Here is a 17,619-nt window from a genome sequence, read left to right on the forward strand (position 1 = left end):
TGCTCAGCTCAGATCCCCATCCGTTGTGCGACCACGCCGCGCCGGGTGGCGCGGGGCGCCGCTCTCGAGCTACGCGTTGGCGACCAGCGTGGTGCGGCCCCGGCGTACGAACACGACGAGCACGCCAAGCAAGGCGACGGTAGGGACGAGCACGACGACCTCCATCCCTCGGTACCCTGCGGCACTCGCGATCGCCCCGAGCGCGGCCGGTGCGCCGACCCCGACGATGTTGGAGAACCCGATCAGATAGGAGTTCGCCTTCGGTAGCGCAATGGGTTCGAGGGTGTCGGCGAGCATGGAGAGCACGATCGGGAAGATCGCCCCGTGCGGGATGCCAAGGACCGCCATCGCGATCGCAAAGACGGCGAACGACGGAGCGACGACCGCGATCGCGAGTCCGGCCACGGTGAGCAATCCGGAGACGACGAGCATGCGCTGCTTGTGCGCGATCGGGCTGCGCGCGGCGACGACGCCGCGTGATGCGAACGACGTGACGAAGAAGGCGGTGAAGGCGTACTGTGCTTCTGCGGCGCTGACGTGAGGGAGCGAGCGCGCAATGGCCGCGCCAAAGGCGGTCACCGCGGCAAAGGGCAAGGCGTACATGAGCTGAGCGATCAGTGCCTGGCGGGCCGCTCGATGGCGAAACGGGTGCACGTCGGCGATGGCGGCGCGCTCGGAGGCGTGGTCGTTGGCGGATGGTCGGGAGAGGTGGATGGTCGCCATGGCGCCGACCACGACCAGCGGGAAGACGCCGAAGACGAGGAGGGGCGCACGAACGTCCTGGTGCGCGACGACCAGGATGCCTGACTCGATGAGCGGGGCGACGGCGAGCGAGGCCGAGAGTACGAGCGTGAAGATGGCAAGCTGACGTTCTCGGTCGGGTGCCCCGGCCGAGACGAGTTGGCTCAGTCCGGTCAGGCTCGGCATCCCGAGCCCGCCCGCGATGCCGACGAGGGCCGCTCCGAGGCTCGCCACGGCGAGGTTGGGGCTGAGCGCGAGGACCACGAGCCCCGCGAGCAGGATCAGGGCTGCCGCGAGAACCGCGTCGCGCAGGCGCGATGGGTGCAGGCGCGACGAGAACCCGAGGTTGACGACGACGGTGGCTGCTCCGGCGATGGCACCGACGACGCCGATCGCCGTCGCGCCGGCGTGGAGCTGATCGCGGAGCAAGAGCGCGATGGTGGTAAGGGCCATGTTCTGCGTCCCGCGGAAGGACGCCGTGGCGCCGAGGAGAGCGACGGGACGACGAGAGGACTGAGCCATGATTCTGATAGTGTAGCGGTCATTACGGTTGCATGCGCAACGACTATCTTGCGGTGAGTAGTTATCTGGCAGTGTGCAGTTGCCGAGGTTGGATGCGTCGCCACAGCGCCCAGGCGAGTCGCGGACCGACCAGGAAGAGGCCGAGGAACGAGCCGGCCACGGCGACGAAGAGCCACACCACGCCTTGATGGCTGAGAAGACGCAACACCATACCGAGCGTTACGGTGCTGGCCCAGACGACGATCCCTCCTGGCCAGACCTGGCCTGTACGTCGACGTACGAGCAGGAATCCGACGAGCGTCCCGACGAGGAACGGCCACCACGTGCGCCAGACGCCGATCAGCTGCTCGCTGTGGCCGTGCGCGTGGCGTCCGATCACGACGAAGATCAGTGTCGCGACGATGTCCCACGCAATCCAGCTTCGCCAGCGCATGTCGCTCCCCTTCGCGTCGGGTTCTCAGCGTCGATCGACCTCGGGCGATGCACGATGACGCGTCGATCGCTCTCGACGCAGCGTAGGCGACCTCGATGGCGAGGCTGTCCGACACCGTTGACGGGGCTCTGTGTGCTCGGGCTCGTCGGTCCTCCGGTGCGGTTGGCGGACTGCCATGCGGCGCGGGCAGGGCCTCGGGGGCCTCACGGTGTCGGTCCCCCGTGCGCGTGTGGTGGGGGCTCACATCCTTGGAGGCTCACGCGCTGGCGTGCGAGCACCCAGCGGGCGGAGCGATCGTAGGAGGTCCGTGGTGGTGCTGGAGGAGCGTCACGGCCTCGATGCTCTGGTGCACGAGTGCGAAACCCGAGCCCCGCCAGCGAAGGCTCACGACGTAGTAGGCGACGTGTTCGGCCGCGTTGGAGGGGGCCGGGCCATAGCTGCCCATGAGGCAGAGGGTGAGCCTGGAGCCGTTGTGGGCAATCCAGGCAGCGCTCACGGGGACGGGTGGCAGCGCGAGCGGCTGGTCAGGATGCGGGGCGAGAAGCGTTGGCGTCACGACTGCCGTGACGTGGTGCGGCAGGAGCGCAGGGTACGCGGTGTAGAGAGCCTCGACGAGCGATGCCTGGTGGTCGCGCGTGGCTCGAAAGAGCAGAATGGAAGCGGGCGTGATGCTCGCGAAGTTGGTGGCTTCGTAGGCGAGCACGGCGACCGTCTGGCCCCCCTCCACGAGATACACCGGTCGTTGCCGCGACAGGCGCTCGTCGACGTGCATGAACGGAGGGTTCGGGACCGGGAGCGGAAGGTTGAGCCGTTGCCAGTCGACCGAGGAAAACGCGGCCGGGTTCGGTTGTTCGGGGGCCGCGGGCGACGTCGAGCCGCACGCCCCGAGCGCGGCCCCGACGGCCAACGCGCCGAGGATGCCGAGGATGCTCCGGGCCCGGTGCGCTCGAACCGATGCGAACCTGATCACCTCGGTGGCGCGAGCCGAGGCGCGAGGCTCGCGCTGCAGGTGCGACCGTGTGAGCCTCGCCACCTGGAGGCTCCGGCGAGGACGACTCGACGTCGTGATCGACATGACGAGACTCTAGCTCGGCAGGGGGAACGCGTCACGGAGCGTGGAGCGTGCTCCACGCTCGGCCACTCGTCAGGATCAGGGGCGCGATGTCCTCGGCTCTGTCGACGGGCGCACCCGGCGCTCGAGTCGTTCCGTCGGCGAACTCATCGCGACGGCCGGTGAGCGAAGCCGACGGCGCGAGGCCGCGGACGCACGCCTCCGAGGGTCGCTGTGGTGGCACGATGGAGCTCGGGTGGGGGGTGTGTGTCGCAGAGCGACATGTGGTCACAAGGGGGCACGGGTGCACGGGACGCGTTCCGGGCGCCCCCGGCAGGATTCGAACCTGCGACCGACTGCTTAGAAGGCAGCTGCTCTCTCCACTGAGCTACGGGGGCGGCACTCAGCATGCTACCGATCCGATGTGGCGACGTGGCGTCCAGGTTGTAGCATCGCCAGCCAGATCAGGAGGAGTATGCATGCGCTGCATTCCGGGTGAGCTGACCCTTGCCGAGCTGCGGTCGTTGTGGGCGGGGGAAACCTCGTTCGAACTCGACGCGAGTGCCTGGGAGGTGATCGATCGCGCCGCGCGTACCGTGGCCGAACTCGCCGATCGTGACGACCCGGCCTACGGCATCAATACGGGGTTCGGTCGCTTGGCATCGACGAAGATCCCGCGCGACCAACTCGAGCTCCTCCAGCGCAATCTCATCTTGTCGCACGCGGTGGGCGTCGGCGATCCGCTCGACCCGCCGACCGTGCGACTCGTCCTCGCGCTGAAGGTCGCAAGCCTCGCACGTGGTGCTTCGGGGGTTCGCCGCGAGCTCGTCGAGGCTCTCCTCGCGCTCCTCGAGCACGACGTGTTGCCGATCATCCCTGAGAAGGGATCGGTCGGGGCCTCCGGTGACCTCGCGCCACTGGCGCACGTCGGCGCGCTGCTCATGGGTGTCGGTGATGCGCTCGTCGCGGGTGCGCGCGTCCCAGCCATCGATGCGCTCGCCGAGGCGGGGCTTGCTCCGCTGTCGTTCGCTCCCAAGGAGGGTCTCGCGCTCATCAACGGCACCCAAGTCTCGACGGCGATCGCGCTCGCGGGACTGTTCGCCCTCGAGCGTACGCTCGCCGCTGCCGTCGTGGCGGGTGCGCTCGCCGTCGATGCGGCCGCTGGCTCCATGGTGCCGTTCGACGCTCGCATCCACGCGCTCCGTGGCCATCCGACCCAAGCAGACGTGGCCGCCGCGCTGACGACGCTGCTCGCGGGGTCAGGCATCGTCCAGAGTCATCAGGACTGTGGCAAAGTGCAGGACCCCTACTCCCTGCGTTGTCAGCCCCAGGTCCTCGGCGCGGTGCTCGATCTCGTGCGGATGCAGGCCGCCGTGCTCGAGCGAGAGGCCAACGGCGTCACGGACAATCCGTTGGTCTTCGTCGAGACCGGAGAGGTGCTCTCGGGCGGCAACTTCCACGCCGAGCCGGTCGCCTTTGCCGCCGATGTGCTCGCGATCGGCGCTGCGGAGATCGGCGGCCTCGCCGAGCGTCAGCTCGCGCTGCTCATCGACCACTCGCTGTCGGGCCTACCTCCGTTTCTCGTGCGCGAGGGCGGTGTGAACTCGGGCTTCATGATCGCGCAGGTGACCGCCGCGGCGCTCGCGAGCGAGAACAAGACGCTCGCACACCCGGCGTCGGTCGATTCCTTGCCGACGTCGGCTAACCAGGAAGACCACGTGTCGATGGCCACCTTCGCGGCGCGCAAGCTCCACGAGGTCGTCGCCAACACGCAGACGGTGGTTGCGATCACGCTGCTCGCTGCGGTCCAAGGCGTCGAGCTCCGTCGACCCTTGCGCAGTTCGGATCGGCTCGAACAGGTGATCGCGCTCGTGCGCGAGTACGTGCCACACTACGACCTCGATCACTACCTCGCCCCGGACATCGCTCGAGCCACAGAGCTCGTACGGGCGGGCGCCATCGCGGAGCACGCACCGTTGCGCATTCTCGAGCAGCGCTAGGCGGTCGACGTTCAGGGAGAGGGCTGCTCGAGCCGCTCGATCGCCGTGACCGAGCTCGGGCCCTCATCGTCACCGACCACGACGGTGAGCGGATCGGTTCCCCACAGCGAGACCGTGGCCGCCGAGCCTCCTGGCAGTGAGCGCGGGAACTCGATGCGGACATGGGTCGGTCCCGTGAGCGCCGCCGAGAGGCCGGCGCGCCACAGTGCCTCTTCGACGAGGGCGAGATGAATGGCGTTGTTGACGTGGTCGACGATGTCGAGATCGCTGCGGCGTAGGTCGAGATGCCAGGTCGCCTCGGGCTCGGTGTCTGGTGTCGTGATGACGAGGCTCGGGCGGACGCGACGACCAGCGGCGGCCTCGCCATAGACCTCGTCGAAGCCATCGGGGAGTGACGCAGGTGCCCCAGTGTCGGGGCGGGTGTTCACCCAGACGGCGGCGGCGCTGACGAGGAGTTCGCCGCGAACCAACAGGTCGGTACGACGCTCTGCCCACGCGCGCCCGGTCCCGGAGACCGCCGTGGCGAGGTCGACGGCGTCGAGATAGCGAGGCCAGGAGAAGATCTCGATGTCGATCGAGCGGATGACCCATAGACCCTTGTCCACCAGCGGGGCATCGGTGTTGTCGAGGGTCGCGATGTCGTGGAGGAAGCGGGCGATCGCGTCGAGCCGAAGACGTCCGTCCGGCGTCGTGTCAGACAGCAGCACGCGGCGGTGGTCGTCGTAGCGACGACCCTGGTCTGGCAGAGGGGCGAGCGGCACGCGCCCACGCTAGTCGGGAGGGGCTGACGCGGGCAATGACGAGCTGGGACGCTCGTCGGCCAGCGATGCGAGTTGCGCCCGGAGCACCTTCTTGTCGAACTTGCCGACGCTCGTGCGAGGGATCTCGTCGACGACGACGAGGTGATCGGGCAGCTGCCAACGCGGGACGCCATGGGTCTCGAGCCACGCCCGTGCGGCGGCGAGCGAGAGCGAGGTGCCGGGTGCGAGCACGACCGCTGCGGCGGGCCTCTCGCCCCATCGCGCATCGGCGATCGCGACGACCGCAGCCTCGACGACGTCGGGATGTCCCATCAGGGTCGACTCGAGCAGCACCGAGCTGATCCATTCACCGCCCGACTTGATGAGATCCTTGGTCCGATCGACGATGCGGAGCCGGCCGCCGGGGTCGATGGTGCCGACGTCGCCGGTGCGGAACCACCCTGGCCGTGCCGTGAACGACTCTGGGCCCGCCCCGTGGAGGTAGCCATCGAGCACCCATGGTCCCCGCACGTAGATGTCGCCCATGTGCGCGCCGTCGTGCGGAACCTCGCTGCCGGTCTCGTCGACGACGGCGAGGGTGATGCCAGCGACGGGAGCCCCTGCGCTGGCGATGTGGTCGAGCTGGTCGGCCAAGGGGAGCTCACCCATGGCGTGCGGGAGTCGCGAGGTGGTGGCGATCGGGGAGGTCTCGGTCATGCCCCAGGCCTGGAGCATGCGGATCCCGTAACGCTCGGCGAAGGTCGTGATCAACGAGGGTGGCGGCGCCGACCCGCCACAGAGGAGTTCGCGTAGTGCTCCGAGGTCGCCGCCGTTCGCCTCGAGCGCCTCTGCCACCGCAATCCAGACGGTCGGGACGCCGCCCGCCTTCGTGACGCGCTCGGCGCGGATCAGCTCGATGAGGACCGCGGGGTTGAGGGTCGGTGGCGGGAAGACGAGCTTCGCGCCTGCCGCCACCGCGCCGAAGGGCAGTCCCCAGGCGTAGACGTGGAACATCGGCACGACCGGCATGACGCACTCGCTGCGCGAGAGGGCCGGCCCGTTGCCGGCGTTCACCGCGAGCGCGGTGTGGAGCACGAGGGAACGATGAGTCGAGGCCACGCCCTTCGGCCGTCCGGTGGTGCCGGAGGTGTAGCAGATGCCGGCGCGCTGGCGCTCGTCGAGGGTGCGCGTGCCGGGGGCGGGATCGGCGCTCGTGACGAGCGCGTCGTAGTCGAGCACCTCGCCAAGGGCGTTCGCGGCCCCGGGGTCGACGGGACCGATGGCGATGATCCGTGGGATCTGTCGAAGGCGCGGTGCGATGCGCGCCACGGTCGCAACCAGATCGCCGCTTGCGATGATGACCTCGTCGCCGGCGTCGTCGATGATCCAGGCGAGATCGTCGTCGCCAAGACGCGGATTGAGCGTGTGGAGCGTCCTCCCCGAGAGCGTGATGCCGAAGTAGGCCTCGAGGTGCTCGGCGCTGTTCCACGCGAGCGTCCCCACGATGGCCTCCGGCGGAGCCAGGTCGTCGAGGACGGTGATGAGGCGCCGGGCGCGGTCGGCGAAGTCGCCGAAGCGAGAGCGGTGCTGCTCGGTGGGCGAGCGCTGGGTGACGATCTCGGTGTCGGCATAGGCCCCTTCGGCGTGCTCGAACAGGAGCCACGTCGTCAACGCAACGTCCATCATCATGGCGACACCCCCCTTCGCCACTTCGGATGGTAGCGAAGGGCTCCGCGCCCTGTCAGCTCAGTCGGCCTCTGGTTCGTCCTGCATCACGCAGAACTGTACGCCGTCGGGGTCGGCGAGGACGCACCAGGCGCCCCCGTCGACACCCTCGCGTCGGTCGGAGCGCTCCTCTGCGCCAAGGGCGAGGGCCCGCTCGCGGAGCGTCTCGCGGCTCGCGCCGTAGAGGTCGAGGTGGACGCGGTTGGCGCGAGGGTCCGCCGTCTCGATGCGCTGGAGGAACACCGGCGGCAGGGACCCATCGGGCGCCACGAGGTCGAGATAGGTGCCGGTGCTGTCGAGATCGCCGATGCGATAGCCCAGGAGGCGTGCCCAGAACGCGGCCGCGCGCCCCGGGTCGGGGGTGTCGATGCCGATCTCGATGCGGCGCAGATCCCCGTGGTCTGCGATGGGAGGTGGTGGTGAGAACGGGGGGCGCCATCGACAGGTGTCGCAGCTCGATCGAACCTGGCGCCAGGCGTCCTCGATGCCGTACCAGACGGCGTCGAGGACGGCGGGATCGGGGCCGAAGCGCTCTGCGACCTGGAGGTCGAGCCCGAGCGCGCTTGCGCGCTCCGTCGCCTCTTGTTCGGCCCGCTCGAGGAGGACGCCGGCGAACAGCCACCACGGCACGAGGAGGACGCTCCGGGCCCCGAGGCGCCAGAGGCGTTCCACACCCTCACCGACGCTGGGTTGGGCCAGCGAGACGAAGGCCTCTTCGACGAGGTCGACGCCGAGACGTTCGCCGACGAGGCGCGCGATCGCGGCGAGCTCGGCGTTGGCGCTCGGGTCGGTCGATCCCCGTCCCACGACGAGAACGGCCTCGGGCGGCATCGGCGAGACCGCACGAGCTCGGCGTACGGCGAGCTCGAGGAGCTCGTTCGAGGCACCGAGCTGGGGGGCAAGGCGCACGTCGGCGTCGGGGGCGAGTGCTCGGATGCGCGCCGCGACCGATGCCGCGTCGTCCTTCAAGTGACCCGCACCGACGAGCACCACGGGCGCGACGGTGATGCGTCGCGCGCCAGAACGAGCGGCAGCGTCGGCAGCGTCGGCGAGGGTTGGGTCGGCGAACTCGATGAAGCCTGCCTCGACGCGGGTCGGGAGGCGCCGAGCGGCAAGCTCGACGAAGGCGCGGAACTCAGCCTGACCGTGCTCGAGACGCGTGCCGTGGCCGACGAGGACGACGAGATCGGTTGGGGCGCGATGTGTCATGTCTCCTCCGTAGCGAGTTCGGCGAGCGCATTGAGTGCCGCGGCGGCGACGGGACTGCCTCCGCGACGGCCACGGAGGGTGAGGCACGCGAGGCCGCTCGCGAGGAGGCGTTCCTTGGCTTCCGCCGCGCCCACGTAGCCGACGCAGAAGCCGAGGACGACGCCGACGTTGACGGGGTGCTCGAGGAGCGCCGAGAGAGCGGTCGGGGCGTTGCCGATCGCCACCACGGCCGGGTTCGCGAGAGCGGAGAGCGACGCGCGCATCGCTCGCGCCGAGCGGGTCTCGACGGCGTCACCTTGCTCGACCGCATCGAGCGTCACGATGGTCGGGAGCCGCGGAGCCCCTGCGGCAACCATGCGCGCGTCGACGAGGATCGGCGCGCCGGTGCGAAGGAGACGGACCGCCTCGGTGACGACCGCCTCGTCGAGTACGAGGTCGTCAACGAGCGAGGGGTCGGCCGTGGCGTGGACGATGCGCGCGGCGACGCGGCGCGCGCCGGGACCGAAACGCGCGAGATCGACCTCGGCGCAGATGCGCTCGAAGCTCTCGCGAGTGATGCGTGCTCCGGCGTCGGTCGTCATCGTCGCTCCCAGCTCCCCACGATCGCGTCGGTGGGGCAGACTTCGATGCAGGCGCCGCAGTCGTCGCAACGTGAGGCGACGAGCTCCGGGCGCCCCGGAGCAGGTCGAAGGGCGTGGGTGTGGCAGGTCGGGATGCACACGCCGCACCCGACGCAGGTACCCAGTGCGATCGCCACGCTCATCGCGCAGGCTGGTAGCCACGGGGTGTCACCGCGAGTCCTCCGAGGACTCGGGTCGCCGACTGGCCCACGATGACGATGCTCGTCATGTCGACGGTCGTGACGTCGAGGTCGTCGAGCGTGCCGAGTTCGAGGTGTTCGTCGACGCGTTCGACGTTGCGGCCGACGAGGACGGGCGTCGTCGGGGGTCGATGTGCCGCGAGGATCGCGAGCGCCTTCTCGAGCTGCCACCCGCGTCGTCCCGAACGGGGGTTGTAGAGCACCACGGTGAGATCGGCGCGAGCGGCCGCTTCGAGCCGCTGCTGGATGGTCTCCCACGGCGTGAGGAGGTCGGAGAGCGAGATGACGGCGTGATCATGGGCGAGGATCGCGCCGGCGCGGGCCGCGGTCGCGAGGGATGCGGTGACACCGGGCACGACGGACACCGGCACGCGACCATCGGCCACCTCGTGGACGAGGGTCGCGAGCGCGTAGATACCAGGGTCGCCGGAGGCGAGCACCACGACTCGGGCGCCCGCCTCGGCGCGGGCGACCGCGGCCATGGCGCGCTCACGTTCGGCTCCGAGGGCAAAGCCCTGCTGGAGAGCGTGGCGACCAATGAGAGGTTGGGCCTGGTCGAGGTAGCCGTGGTAGGCGATCACGACGTCCGCGTTGGCGATGGCGCCCCGTGCCCGCGGCGTGACGAGATCGAGCGAGCCCGGTCCGAGCCCGACCACCGTTACCTCACCGAGTGGCGCGTCACGGACCGCCACGGCGACGGTGACGGGCCCGTCGATCCGCTTGGGCAGCACGAGCGTTGCGTCGGGTCCGGCGAGCCGAAGGGCCGCGGCCTCTGCCACGGATGGCGTGTGCACGGCGCGCTCCACGATCGGCGATGGCGTCGGTACCGCCACCTCACGGAGGACGGCGGCCTCGTAGCCGACGATCGGAAGTCCGAGCGCGCCGAGCGCTGGATGCAAGCGGCGGCGGTCGATGGTGGCGAGCGCTGCCACGGCGGCTGGCTCGAGGTCGGCCTCCTCGAGCGCCGCGTCGATGGCAGCGCGCAGGTCATCGGCCGTTGCCCGCTGTTCCAGCCCGACCCCGACCACGACCGTGCGCGCGATGATGCGGGGTGCGGCGAGACCGCGAGACTCACCGACGTTGACCTCGACCGCTGGGGCTCGGCCCGGTCGTGCACGGCGAGCGAGCCAGTCGGAGATCGCAAGGCCAGGCCGCGGTGCGAAGCTGAGGGCAGCGCCGTCATTGAGGCGTTGCTGGAGCCGTGCAGGGAGCGGTTCTGGGCCGAGAGCAGGCAGCTCGTCGAGCGCGGGTGCATCGATGAGATCGGCACTCGTCGTCACGACCGCGACCGCGCCCGTCGCACGGGAGACGGCCTCGGCGAGGTCGTTCGCACCTCGATGGGCGCCCGTCAGCACGACGCAGTAGCGCCGGGCGCTGTCGAGGGCGACGATCGCGGGCGTGACGCGCTTCGGGGCGAGGCCGACCTCGACGATCGCGCGTACGACCACCGGGATCGGGGCGACGACGACGAGCGCGTCGTAGCTGACGAGCGCCTCACGGAGCATGGCCATCGACGCGTGGGCGACCGACGCAAAGCCGAGCGTCTTGGCGAGGTCAGCGAGCTCGGCTCCGATGGCGACCACGGCGCCGCCGGCGGCGCCGGTGACGCTACGCGAACTGGGGCATGAGGTGGACGGGGTGGTCTCGATGGCTTGGCAGCCTACCCGCTTGGCGAGGGCAGGACGAGGGAGCGCCTCCTCTGCGACCGAGATCGCCGGACGCCCGTGGCGATGGCGGGCACACGGAGCACCTCGTTGCTAGAGTCGCGCTGTGGCGCCGCTGACGAGCTGGATCGACACGGATCTCGAGCACGGCTACGGCCTCGACCACCTGCCGCTGGGGGTGGACGCCGAGGGCGTGGTGGTGCGCATCGGGGATGTCGCCCTACGGCTCGCGCCGCTCGTCGACGACGGGTTGCTGAGGAGCGTGTCGCACGGGCTCGTTGCTGCACGGACGCTCGGTCCGCTCTTTGCGGCCGGCTCGGCCACCATGGCGCGACTGCGAGACGAGATCGTGGTCCTCGCGAGCGGACGCCCGGACGACGCCGTCGCACGTCGGTTGGTCTCGATCGATGCGCTCGAGCTCTCTGTGCCGATACGACCACGCACCTACGTCGACTTCTACGCGTCCGAGGCCCACGCCACGAACGCCGGCAGGATCTTCCGTCCCGACGGGGATCCGCTGCCGGCTGCGTGGCGTCGGCTCCCGATCGGCTACCACGGCCGTGCGTCCACCGTCGTCGTGTCAGGCACCCCCATCGTGCGCCCCTGGGGTCTGCGCCGCGAGGGCGAGGGTGTCGTGCTCGGGCCGAGCGCGATGCTCGATCTCGAGGCCGAGGTGGGATTCGTCGTCGGACGCGCGAGCGAGCGTGGTCGGCCAGTGTCGGCCGGCGCGTTCGCGGAGATGGTCGGCGGCGTCGTGCTCGCGAACGACTGGAGCGCTCGCGACATCCAGGCGCTCGAGTCGTTCCCGCTCGGCCCCTTCGCCGGCAAGTCGTTCGCCACCAGCATTAGCGCCTGGGTCACCCCACTCTCGGCACTCGACGCAGCGCGGGTGACGCCGCCGGTGCAAGATCCGGCACCGAGTGCCAACCTCGTCGATCCGGACCCATGGTGCCTCGATCTTCGGCTCGAGCTTCGCCTCAATGGAACCGTCCTCACGCGTCCGCCGGCCGCCACGACCTACTGGACCCCGGGCCAGCTCCTTGCACACCTCACCGACAACGGTGCACCCGTCGAGCCGGAGGATCTCTTCTGCTCTGGGACGGTGTCGGGCGCGGCGCCCGACGAGGTCGGTTCGCTGCTCGAGCTCACCTGGGGTGGGACGCGGCCCGTGCGCCTCGATGACGGGCACATGCGTACCTGGCTCGTCGACGGCGACGAGGTCACCATCACGGCCACGGCACCGGCCCTCGACGGCGGCTTCATCCGACTCGGCGAGGTGACGGGCCGGGTGGTCTCGGCCATCGCGTCGCCTTGGTGAGTGGCTCTCGGGACTCGCTGCTGGCGGCGGAGCTCGCGCATTAGGCTCGCCCGCGTGCCTGTTCCATCGCGCTTGCTGGTCAACACCGGAGATGGCAAGGGGAAGTCGTCTGCCGCGTTCGGGGTCATGGGTCGTGCATGGGCGCGCGGCTGGACGGTGCTCGTCGTCCAGTTCTTGAAGAGCGGGACCTGGAAGGTCGGCGAGCGCAAGCTCGCCGAGCATCTCGGCATCGAGTTCTACGCACTCGGGGACGGCTTCACCTGGGAGTCGACGGACCTCGAGCGTACTGCGGAACTGGGGCGCGAGGCCTGGGCATTCGCGGCCGAGCGCCTCGCGAGTGGTGCCTACGACCTCGTGATCCTCGATGAGCTCACCTATCCGGTGCGCTACGGCTGGGTGAGCGAGGATGCGGTGGTGGAGGCGTTGCGCTCGCGTCCTTCCCGTACCAACGTGATCGTCACCGGGCGGGGGGCGCCCGAGGGCGTGGTCGAGCTCGCCGACACCGTGACCGAGATGCGCAAGGTCAAGCACGCCTACGACCAGGGGATTCGTGCGCGCAAGGGGATCGAGTACTGACCCGGGGCCTCATCGTCGGCGCCGCACGCTCGGGCGCGGGCAAGACCGCGGTCACGCTCGGGCTCGTCGCAGCGCTGCGCGCGCGGGGCCTGCGCGTCGGGGTGGCCAAGGCGGGTCCCGACTACCTCGACACACGCTTGTTAGGTCGAGCCGCTCGCCGTCCGGCGTTCAACCTCGACGCGTTCCTGACCGGTCGTGACGGGCCGGCGCGTTCGCTCGCGTTGGCGGCGCGAGGTGCCGATGTCGTGATCGCCGAGGGTGCGATGGGGCTGCTCGACGGCGCGCCGACCGCCAGCACGCCACCCGTCGCCTCGAGCGCACACCTCGCGCGCACGCTGGGACTGGGGCTCGTCTTGGTCCTCGATGCGACCTCAACGGCGCAGACGGTGGGGGCGGTCGCGCTCGGTCTGGCGACGGCGTCTGGCGTCGCACCGCTCGGTGTCATCGCGAACCGGGTGCGCTCGGCGCACCATGGGGACCTCGTAGCTGAAGGTCTTGCTCGTGTCGGTATCGCGCTCCTCGGTCACATCGCCGAGGGAGCGCTCGACGGTCTTGCGCAGCGACACCTCGGCCTCGTCGACCCGAGTGAGCTCGACGGGTTCGATGCGTGGCTCGAGCGTGCTCGGTACGTGGTGGAGGAGTCGGTCGACCTCGAAGCCCTGGTGCGTCGGGCGCCTGAGCTCCGCCTGGTCGACCCCGAACTCGGCGAGGCGCGGTCCCGGGTGCCGGTCGCACTCTCCGTGGGGCCGAGCGCGCGCTTTCGCTACGAGGAGAACCTGCTCAGGCTGGAGGCAGCGGGAGCTGAGCTGCTCCCGTTCGATCCGCTCGAGGAGGTCCCCGACCCACACGCACGGCTGCTGTGGCTTCATGGCGGCTATCCAGAGCATTACCAGGCGGCGCTCGCCGACAACGGGCCGCTGTGGCCGGCGCTGCGTCGGGCGGCGAACGAGATCACGGTGATCGCCGAGTGCGGTGGGTATGCGCTGCTCGCACGCTCGCTCGAGGGTTCTCAGATGGCAGGTGTCGTGCCCGTCGCCATGCGGTTGGGCTCGCGTCCGGTCCTCGGCTATCGGTCGGCTCGCCTGGTTGACGGTCCTTTCGGGGCTCGGTCGCTGCCGGCTCACGAGTTCCACTACCTGGTACCGGAGGACGACCCAGGTGAGATCGACGTCGTGGACGCCCGAGGCGAGCCGCGCCCAGGCGGGGTGGTGAGCCCGAGGCTCCTGGCGAGCTTCCTGCACTTCCACCTCGGTGTGGACCCGGGGCTTGCGGGCGATCTGCTGCGTCGTGCCGGCGGGGGTGGGTCGTCCGAGACGGCGTAGGATGCGCCCCGTGAGTGGGCTCATCAGCTTCGTGGGTGCAGGGCCGGGCGCGTCCGATCTGTTGACGCTTCGTGCGGTTGAGCGCTTACGCGCAGCCGACATCGTCGTCTGGGCGTCGTCGCTGATCCCAGACGACGTCCTCGGCTTCTGTGCCCCTGGCGCACAGATCCACGATTCGGCCCTCATGACCTTGGAGGACGTGCTCGGCGTCTACGCGGCCAATCCCGAGGCGGCCATCGTCCGGCTCCACTCCGGCGATCCGTCGCTCTACGGGGCGATCCAAGAGCAGCTCGACTGGTGCATCGCCAATGATCGCGCCGTCGAGATCGTCCCTGGCGTTACGAGCGTTGCGGCGTGCGCCGCCGTGCTCGGACGCGAGCTCACCGTGCCCCAGGTCGCCCAGAGCGTCGTAATCACGAGGGTGGCGGCCCGTACGAGCGCCTCGATGCCCGAACGCGAGCGACTGCGGGCCTACGCGGCACTCGGTGGGACCCTGGCGATCCTGCTCTCGGGTGCGCATCCCGAGCGTGTGGTCGAGGAGCTGCTCGCGGAGGGTTCGGCCTTCACCGCGTCGACGCCAGCGGCGGTCGTCGTGCGGGCGAGTTGGCCGGAGGAGCGCTTCGAGCGCACCACCATCGCAGGCATCCCGGAGGCCGTTCGCCGTCTCGGGGCATCGCGCAGCGTGACCATCGTCGTCGGGGATGCGCTCGTCGCGCCCGGAGCCCGATCGCACCTCTACGCACCTTCGTTCTCGCATCGTTTCCGAGCACGCTCGACGGCGGGCACGACGCAGGGGCGCCCGCGGGCCCGCCTGCGTCGCTCCGTTCGGTGAGGGCGTCGTGCCAGGCCTGCGGACCGGGTTCACGACCGGTACCTGTGCGGCCGCGGCCGCCAAGGCAGCGGCCATTTGGCTCGTCCATCGTGAGCACGTCTCGCGCGTTGAGATCGCCCTGCCGACGGGGCGGCGAGTCGAGCTTCCGGTCGAGTGGGATGCGCTCGGGCGGGCCTACGTCGAGAAGGACGCAGGTGACGACCCTGACTGCACCCACGGGGCTCATGTGACGGTGTCGCTGACCCCGCTCGCCGAGGCACAGCTGCGCTTCGTGGCCGGTGAGGGTGTCGGCACGGTCACGCGCCCCGGTCTCGGGCTCGAGGTTGGTGAGCCGGCGATCAACCCGGTGCCGCGCCGCCAGATCACCGACGCCATTCGCGAGGTGACTGACGAGGGCTTCGCGGTCGTCGTCAGCGTTCCAGGTGGCGAGGCGATGGCCGAGCGGACGACGAACGCCCGCCTCGGCATCGTCGGTGGTATCTCGATCCTCGGCACGACGGGGATCGTGCGCCCGTTCTCCACGGCGTCGTATCGCGCAAGCGTCGTGCAGCAGATCGACGTGGCGGCCGCCGCCGGGCTTGGCGAGATGGTGCTCGCGACCGGTTCTCGCACGGAGGCGAGGGCCATGGCCGAGCGTTCCGATCTCGACCCGGTCGGCATCGTCGAGGTCGGTGACTTCACCGGCGTGGCGGTCCGACGGGCCGCCCACCACCACATGGACCCGATCACGTGGTATGCCATGGTGGGCAAGGTGACGAAGGTGGCCCAAGGTCTCATCATGACGCACTTCCACCGCGCCGACGTGGACACGTCGGTGCTGCGGGAGGCCGCGATCGCGGCGGGAGCTCCGGCGGCGGTGGTCGAGGCTGCGGATGCGACCAACACGGCTCGACACTTCTACGAGGTCTGTCGTGAACTCGGCGTGGTTGCGCCGCTCGAGCTGCTTGCCGAACGCGCGGCGGTCACGTTGTCCGAGGCGATCGGGGGCCGGGCCACGGTCGAGGTCGTGCTGTGCGACGTGGACGATGCCGCCGTCGTCGTGCGGCGTTCGGTGCCTGGCGAGCGATGAGCGTCGTGGTCGGCTGGGTCGGTGACGACCCCTCGAACTTGACGGGTCGCCAGCTGGGCGCCCTCGAGCGCGCTCGTCTCGTCGTGGCGCCTCGACGGTTGCACGAGGTGCTCGGCTCACTCGCGCCGCAGGCGACGGTCATCGCTTATCCGACACCGATCACCGAGCTCGTCGATCTCGTCCACGAGAACCCGGACGTGGTCGTGGTCGCGAGTGGGGACCCGGGATTCTTCGGCATCTCGCGCGTGCTCGCCGATGCGGGCCTCGACCTCGAGATCCTGCCCGGACCGACGACCGCAGCCGTCGCGGCGGCGCGGCTCGGGCGCTCCTGGGAGGGCGCGAGCGTGGTGTCGTTCGTCGGTCGTGACCATGACGTGGCCCTCCAGGTCCTCGACGAGGTGCTCGCTGGTGACGGTCCGGTGATCGCGCTCTTGTGTCCCGGCCAGGCACTCGTCGACCTCGCGAATGCTGTGGCGGCTTCGGGTCGACGGTCCTGGCTCGCCGTTGCCCTCGGGACGGCAGAGGAGGTCCTCGACGAGGCGTGGCAGGCCCGCTCCGAGGCGCCGCGTGTGCCGAGTCTGCTGTGGATCGATGGAGCTCTCTCGCGCCGTGAGGTGGTCCATCGGATGCGCGGTCTCGACGTCTTCGCCGATCGACCTCGAGACTCGGACGGCGTCTTCACGAGTCTCGAGGTACGCCTCGTCGCGGTCGCACGACTCGCTCCGGATCGACTCCCACCGGGCGCGCGGGTGCTCGAGGTCGGCGCGGGCACGGGATACGTGGGTCTCACCCTGTGGCGCCTACGTCCCGACATCACCATCGTGCAGCTCGAGCCCCGCGCGGAGCGTGCGGCTCGAGCACGCGAGCATGCGCGAGCGTTGGGTGCGCGTGTCGAGGTTCTCGAGGCACGCGTCGAAGAGCATGCTCCCGAGGGCGACTACGACGCCGCCTTCGTCGGCGGTGGCGGGCCGCGTGCGCTGCGAGCGACGCTCGATCGCGTCCGAGGTGGGGGTCGCGTCGTCGCCACGTTCGTCGATCCCGGACGAGCCGCGGTCGCCCGAGAGCTGCTCGGCAACCTCGAACTCATCGAGGTCGCGGACGCGTCTCCTGTCGCGCCGGAAGGGGTCCGCTTCGTTCCCCGTAGTCCGATCTTCCTCGCGTGGAGGTAGGAGTCGGGGGAGCTGGCTCGAGGGCCGACCGTGCGAGCTCGTACAGTGATGGATCGTTGCCCGCGCTCGATGGATCGTGGCTCTCGCGGTTCGACGACGAGCCGGCGCGCGGAGGCCCGTGCCGGGCTGAGGGAGCGGTCCTCGCTCAGGTAGCCGTTGTGGGTGCTGCCACGGTCGGGCGTGGCCGGTGACCCCTCCAGCGAATGTTGACGGGGGTCAGAGGGAGCTGGGCACGCGCGTCCGCTCCGGCACGGTGTCGACAGGCACGGCCGAACGGTGGTGGGGCTGGAAGCGAGTCTCGTCGCTCCTCTCTCGCGCGGCAACGATGCCAACGGATCGATCGGGTCCGAGACCTCTGGCGAGGCTTCGTACCGGCGCGACAACCGTGCCGCTACGCGGCTCGCTGGGGGGGACCGGGGAGGTAGCGA

16 protein-coding genes and 1 tRNA gene are annotated in these 17,619 nt (G+C 70.2%); 7 read left to right on the top strand and 10 right to left on the bottom strand.

The window, feature by feature from the left end:
* Nucleotides 1-69: 69 nt before the first annotated feature.
* The 4 genes from AFER_RS04085 to AFER_RS04105 form a co-directional block, all read right to left on the bottom strand.
* Entirely contained in the window at nt 70-1,263 is a 1,194-nt protein-coding gene (locus tag AFER_RS04085; RefSeq protein WP_015798230.1) for an MFS transporter, read from the bottom strand.
* Nucleotides 1,264-1,324: 61 nt separating this feature from the next.
* Nucleotides 1,325-1,696: a DUF3054 domain-containing protein gene (locus tag AFER_RS04090; protein ID WP_015798231.1), complete on the bottom strand. Its 372-nt coding sequence runs from the start codon at nt 1,694-1,696 to the stop codon at nt 1,325-1,327.
* A 256-nt stretch (nt 1,697-1,952) separates the two neighbouring features.
* Complete coding sequence (locus AFER_RS04095) at nt 1,953-2,771, bottom strand: hypothetical protein (protein ID WP_041661673.1); 819 nt, start codon at nt 2,769-2,771, stop codon at nt 1,953-1,955.
* A 301-nt stretch (nt 2,772-3,072) separates the two neighbouring features.
* A tRNA-Arg gene (locus AFER_RS04105) sits at nt 3,073-3,145 on the bottom strand.
* A gap of 81 nt (nt 3,146-3,226) precedes the next feature.
* Here AFER_RS04105 and hutH point away from each other — a divergent pair.
* Entirely contained in the window at nt 3,227-4,747 is a 1,521-nt protein-coding gene (gene hutH, locus AFER_RS04110) for a histidine ammonia-lyase (protein WP_015798233.1), read from the top strand.
* Nucleotides 4,748-4,758: 11 nt separating this feature from the next.
* Here hutH and AFER_RS04115 read toward each other — a convergent pair whose 3' ends face one another.
* Genes AFER_RS04115 through cobJ form a run of 6 tightly spaced genes read right to left on the bottom strand, consistent with a single transcriptional unit; the run spans nt 4,759 to nt 10,824 of the window.
* Complete coding sequence (locus AFER_RS04115; RefSeq protein ID WP_015798234.1) at nt 4,759-5,508, bottom strand: acyl-[acyl-carrier-protein] thioesterase; 750 nt, start codon at nt 5,506-5,508, stop codon at nt 4,759-4,761.
* A gap of 9 nt (nt 5,509-5,517) precedes the next feature.
* Nucleotides 5,518-7,197 carry a long-chain-fatty-acid--CoA ligase gene (locus AFER_RS04120; RefSeq protein WP_049755305.1) on the bottom strand — a complete coding sequence of 560 codons (1,680 nt, stop codon included), beginning with the start codon at nt 7,195-7,197 and terminating at the stop codon, nt 5,518-5,520.
* A gap of 36 nt (nt 7,198-7,233) precedes the next feature.
* Nucleotides 7,234-8,421, bottom strand: coding sequence for a CbiX/SirB N-terminal domain-containing protein (locus tag AFER_RS04125; RefSeq protein ID WP_015798236.1), 1,188 nt, complete (start codon nt 8,419-8,421; stop codon nt 7,234-7,236).
* Nucleotides 8,418-9,002 (bottom strand): precorrin-8X methylmutase, encoded by a 585-nt coding sequence (locus tag AFER_RS04130; RefSeq protein ID WP_015798237.1) that lies wholly within the window; start codon nt 9,000-9,002, stop codon nt 8,418-8,420. The genes AFER_RS04125 and AFER_RS04130 overlap by 4 nt, the downstream gene beginning before the upstream one ends.
* Nucleotides 8,999-9,184 carry a 4Fe-4S binding protein gene (locus tag AFER_RS12890; protein ID WP_083769244.1) on the bottom strand — a complete coding sequence of 62 codons (186 nt, stop codon included), beginning with the start codon at nt 9,182-9,184 and terminating at the stop codon, nt 8,999-9,001. Before AFER_RS12890 ends, AFER_RS04130 begins: the two co-directional genes overlap by 4 nt.
* Nucleotides 9,181-10,824 carry a precorrin-3B C(17)-methyltransferase gene (gene cobJ / locus AFER_RS04135; RefSeq protein ID WP_015798238.1) on the bottom strand — a complete coding sequence of 548 codons (1,644 nt, stop codon included), beginning with the start codon at nt 10,822-10,824 and terminating at the stop codon, nt 9,181-9,183. Before cobJ ends, AFER_RS12890 begins: the two co-directional genes overlap by 4 nt.
* Nucleotides 10,825-11,011: 187 nt before the next feature.
* On the opposite strand from cobJ, the gene AFER_RS04140 reads away from it, so the two are divergent.
* From AFER_RS04140 to AFER_RS10890, 6 genes are read left to right on the top strand one after another with little or no spacing between them, the layout of a single operon-like run.
* Complete coding sequence (locus AFER_RS04140) at nt 11,012-12,223, top strand: fumarylacetoacetate hydrolase family protein (RefSeq protein WP_015798239.1); 1,212 nt, start codon at nt 11,012-11,014, stop codon at nt 12,221-12,223.
* A gap of 54 nt (nt 12,224-12,277) precedes the next feature.
* Nucleotides 12,278-12,799, top strand: a complete 522-nt coding sequence (gene cobO / locus AFER_RS04145; RefSeq protein WP_015798240.1) for a cob(I)yrinic acid a,c-diamide adenosyltransferase — start codon at nt 12,278-12,280, stop codon at nt 12,797-12,799.
* Between the two features lie 11 nt (nt 12,800-12,810).
* Nucleotides 12,811-14,121 (top strand): cobyrinic acid a,c-diamide synthase CobB, encoded by a 1,311-nt coding sequence (locus tag AFER_RS04150; protein ID WP_245526031.1) that lies wholly within the window; start codon nt 12,811-12,813, stop codon nt 14,119-14,121.
* A 10-nt stretch (nt 14,122-14,131) separates the two neighbouring features.
* Nucleotides 14,132-14,953: a cobalt-precorrin-4/precorrin-4 C(11)-methyltransferase gene (locus AFER_RS04155; protein ID WP_015798242.1), complete on the top strand. Its 822-nt coding sequence runs from the start codon at nt 14,132-14,134 to the stop codon at nt 14,951-14,953.
* A gap of 7 nt (nt 14,954-14,960) precedes the next feature.
* On the top strand, nt 14,961-16,022 hold the full coding sequence (locus AFER_RS04160; protein ID WP_015798243.1) for a cobalt-precorrin-5B (C(1))-methyltransferase: 1,062 nt from the start codon (nt 14,961-14,963) through the stop codon (nt 16,020-16,022).
* Nucleotides 16,019-17,191 carry a bifunctional cobalt-precorrin-7 (C(5))-methyltransferase CbiE/decarboxylating cobalt-precorrin-6B (C(15))-methyltransferase CbiT gene (locus AFER_RS10890; RefSeq protein ID WP_015798244.1) on the top strand — a complete coding sequence of 391 codons (1,173 nt, stop codon included), beginning with the start codon at nt 16,019-16,021 and terminating at the stop codon, nt 17,189-17,191. The genes AFER_RS04160 and AFER_RS10890 overlap by 4 nt, the downstream gene beginning before the upstream one ends.
* The last annotated feature ends 428 nt before the right edge of the window (nt 17,192-17,619 follow it).

Origin of the sequence: Acidimicrobium ferrooxidans DSM 10331 (assembly GCF_000023265.1) — a bacterium.
Lineage (GTDB): Bacteria > Actinomycetota > Acidimicrobiia > Acidimicrobiales > Acidimicrobiaceae > Acidimicrobium > Acidimicrobium ferrooxidans.